The organism is Leptolyngbya cf. ectocarpi LEGE 11479, assembly GCF_015207065.1.
In the GTDB taxonomy this organism is placed as follows: Bacteria; Cyanobacteriota; Cyanobacteriia; order Phormidesmidales; family Phormidesmidaceae; genus Leptothoe; species Leptothoe ectocarpi.
The window spans coordinates 1-3,502 of the sequence record NZ_JADEXP010000494.1 but is presented as its reverse complement, the minus strand read 5'-3'; the positions used below and the strand labels follow the sequence as shown (position 1 = coordinate 3,502).

Here is a 3,502-nt window from a genome sequence, read left to right as displayed (position 1 = left end):
TGAACCTTACTGACCAGGTTGTCACTATTCACCGTAAATTTTTCTGTGGTGGTTTCTGTAGTAGTTTCTGGATTAGGCTCCGGTGGCGTTGAGTTGGGAGAAGACGGATCAGAATAGCTCATAGGATTATTAAACCTAACGTTTGCAAACGGCATCCAAGACGATCACTATCAAAGACAAACCTGTCCCTTTGATACTAGGTATGTTTAGGGACAGGTTGTAATTCTAAGCTTTCTTTTTAGTTTGGCGCGCGCACCCTAGTCCAAATATTTCTCAAGGGTCGTTGATAAGGTACTTGCAGGTACAGCACCAACAACCGTATCAGCCACCTTACCGTCTTTGAAGATCAGCAATGTAGGAATACTGCGTACACCATAGTCGCTAGCACTGGAAGGGTTATCATCCACATTCAGTTTGAACACGGTAACCCGGCCTTCAAACTTGGCAGCTACTTCATCTACGACGGGAGCTACCATCCGGCAAGGGCCACACCAGGGTGCCCAAAAGTCTACGAGTACAGGGATTTCGCTACCCAGCACATCGGTCTGAAAGTCGGCATCTGACACTTCATTTACTAACGCTTTTTCAGTCATTTACTAAGATCTCCTTGAAAACCAACGGCTCAGTAATACATTAGCCCCATCAAGGCCCTCGTGTTTTACTGGATTGCCCTAATTATAGTTCCATAAAATTGAACTACTGAGGGCGGTTAACCGTTCCTGTCCCTGAGATCTTGGCCTGGCCCCCATGGCATAATGCATCTATGCGACCCATTTCCCATCCAGATTTAAGTCAAATGACCTTGGCCGAGGTACTGTACGCCTTGGGCGATCCGGTCAGGCTAAAAATTGTCAAAACCATCGCCCAGAAAGGCGAGCAAGCTTGCCGTAGCTGTGGCGGCGACGAAATTGCCAAGTCAACGCTGTCGCACCATTTTAAGATTCTGCGCGAGGCCGGAATTATCCATACTGAAAAAGTGGGCACCCAGCATTTGAATTCCCTGCGGGTAGATGAGCTAGAGGCCAAGTTTCCAGGGGTGCTGGCGGCGGTGCTGGCGGCAGCTGGGGATGTGGAAGTGTGTGAGGGGGAGTAGTCGGGTTAACTCCGTAGGAGACGCTTCGCGAACGACTCCGCTCAACCCTCGGTGTTTCCAGCTGGTTTTAAGTCGGATATTTCTAGCTAGCTGAGCGCAGTCGAAGCCAGCGACTACGATTACTCAACCACGATGGCTCGAAAATCATTCACGTTGGTCAACGTTGGCCCGGTTGTTACCAGCGCATCAATCGATGCAAAAAAGCTGTAGCTGTCGTGGGTGCTGAGATATTTTTGTGCATTTCGCCCCTGCTGCCACAGGCCTGGTGTGATCAGGGCACCGGCATTATCTTCGCTACCGTCGATGCCGTCCGTGTCACAGGCGATGGCCGCAATGTCGGGTTCGCCGTCTAAGTAATGGGCCAAAGCTAACAGGAATTCGCTATTGCGGCCGCCTTTACCGACAAATTTTTGGTTGACGGTCACTGTGGTTTCACCGCCGGAAAGGATAACGCAGGGGGGAGCGACAGGCTGTCGGTGGTACTTGGCCTGACGGGCAATGGCTCCATGGACTCGGGCCACGTCACGGGCTTCGCCTTCGATGGCGTTGCTCAGGATTAAGGGGGTGTAGCCGTTTGCGATCGCAACGTCAGCCGCAGCCTCCAACGACTGCTGCGGTGTCGCAATCAAATGATTGATGGTCGTCCTTAACCGCTCATCTCCGGGGACAATCACCGGGTTAGGATTACGCTGCAAATACTGGCGAATCGGGTGGGGGATGTTCAGTCGGTAGCGGTCTATAATCTCCAGAGCATCTGCTGCGGTGGCCGTATCCCCCACCGTTGGCCCAGACGCAATCGCCCTGAGGCTATCCCCAGCCACATCGGAAATAATCAGTGACACCACCTGGGCTGGATAGGCTGTTGCTGCCAGTCGTCCCCCCGACGAACAGGATAGGGCCTTACGCACCGTATTCATGGCGACAATATCGGCGCCGGAGGTCAGCAGCTGCCGGTTGATGTCGGCCAGATTTTCCAGGCTAATGCCCTCCGGCGGTAGGGTAAACAGAGCAGACCCACCCCCTGAAATCAAACAGATCACCCGGTCATCGGCAGTCAAATTTTGTACCCGTTGCAAAATTTGTCGGGCTCCCTGCATCCCATTTTTATCCGGTACCGGATGTCCGGCTTCGACCACCTCGATTGAATTTGTCGGGACTCCATGACCGTAGCGGGTGATCACCAGCCCTTCAATCGGGTCGGTATTACCGGCCTGCGCCCAGCTATCCTCTACGGCCATGGCCATGGCAGCTGCAGATTTGCCGATGCCAACGACCACCGTGCGGCCCTTCGGTCGTGTCTCTAGGTAAGGTTCTAGGGCTCGGGCTACCTGCTTCTGGGGCATGGCGGCTGTAACGGCAGCATCAAATAGTTCTCGAAGCAGATTAGTGGTAGACATGGTCTGAGTTGGCAGAGTGGCAGTGGAGAATGATGATTTCCCGTTAGAGGTAATAATAACCACAGGGATCGATTTGTTGGGATATCGAGGAGAATCAACACGGTGTTTGACGTATTAATCATTGGGGCCGGGCCTGCTGCTTTGATCATGGCCTCCGCCTTAGCCCACCATGGAGTATCCCTACAGGGCCTAGCTCCCAACGCGCCTGATACTGCCTGGCCCAACACCTATGGCGTTTGGTGTGACGAGCTAGAGGCCCTGGGCCTGAGCGATCTGCTGGGCTATCGCTGGCAAAATACCGTTAGCTATTTTGGCCGGGCAGCGGCAACGCAGCCCACACGTCACCACCGCGACTACGGCCTGTTTGATAAACACAAACTGCAGCAGCATTTTCTCGATCAGCTCCAGGCGATGACCTGGCATCAGGGCAAAGCCGCCTCGGTTACCCACACTGATGACTATAGCTGTGTAACCACCACAGATGGTCAGGAACTCAAAGCCAAGCTGGTGATCGATACGACCGGCCACAACGCGGCATTAGTGCAACGACCAACGCCCAAAAGTTCCCCCGTTGCCTATCAGGTGGCCTATGGCCTTGTGGGTAAATTTTCCAAACCACCCGTGGCACCTGGTCAGTTTTTGCTAATGGACTACCGGGCGGAGCATCTATCGCCGGAGCAGCTGGCGGGTCCGCCGACATTTTTGTATGCCATGGATCTTGGGGACGATGTCTACTTTGTCGAAGAAACATCCCTGGCGCTGGTGCCTGCGATGGAGTACGACACCCTCAAGCAGCGGCTGCAGCAGCGGCTAGGTATGGATGGTGTGACCGTGAGTGAGATTCACCATACGGAATATTGTTTGTTTCCGATGAATCAGCCGCTGCCGGACCTGAGCCAGCGTGTATTGGGGTTTGGCGGGGCGGCTAGCATGGTGCATCCGGCGACGGGATATATGGTAGGGGCGATGCTGCGCCGGGCGCCGGAGGTGGGGGCTGCGATCGCAACGGCTA

4 protein-coding genes are annotated in these 3,502 nt (G+C 54.1%); 2 read left to right on the top strand and 2 right to left on the bottom strand.

Annotation, left to right across the window (positions count from 1 at the left end):
* Positions 1-257: 257 nt before the first annotated feature.
* Positions 258-593 (bottom strand): thioredoxin, encoded by a 336-nt coding sequence (gene trxA / locus IQ260_RS28920; RefSeq protein ID WP_193996524.1) that lies wholly within the window; start codon positions 591-593, stop codon positions 258-260.
* Positions 594-763: 170 nt separating this feature from the next.
* Between trxA and IQ260_RS28915 the strand changes: the two genes are divergently transcribed.
* Positions 764-1,093: an ArsR/SmtB family transcription factor gene (locus IQ260_RS28915; protein ID WP_193996523.1), complete on the top strand. Its 330-nt coding sequence runs from the start codon at positions 764-766 to the stop codon at positions 1,091-1,093.
* A 119-nt stretch (positions 1,094-1,212) separates the two neighbouring features.
* Here the strand turns inward: IQ260_RS28915 and IQ260_RS28910 are convergent, their stop codons facing one another.
* Positions 1,213-2,490 (bottom strand): glycerate kinase type-2 family protein, encoded by a 1,278-nt coding sequence (locus tag IQ260_RS28910; protein ID WP_193996522.1) that lies wholly within the window; start codon positions 2,488-2,490, stop codon positions 1,213-1,215.
* Between the two features lie 102 nt (positions 2,491-2,592).
* On the opposite strand from IQ260_RS28910, the gene crtL reads away from it, so the two are divergent.
* Positions 2,593-3,502 (top strand): lycopene beta cyclase (gene crtL, locus IQ260_RS28905; RefSeq protein ID WP_193996521.1); only part of this gene is annotated, 910 nt, incomplete at its 3' end.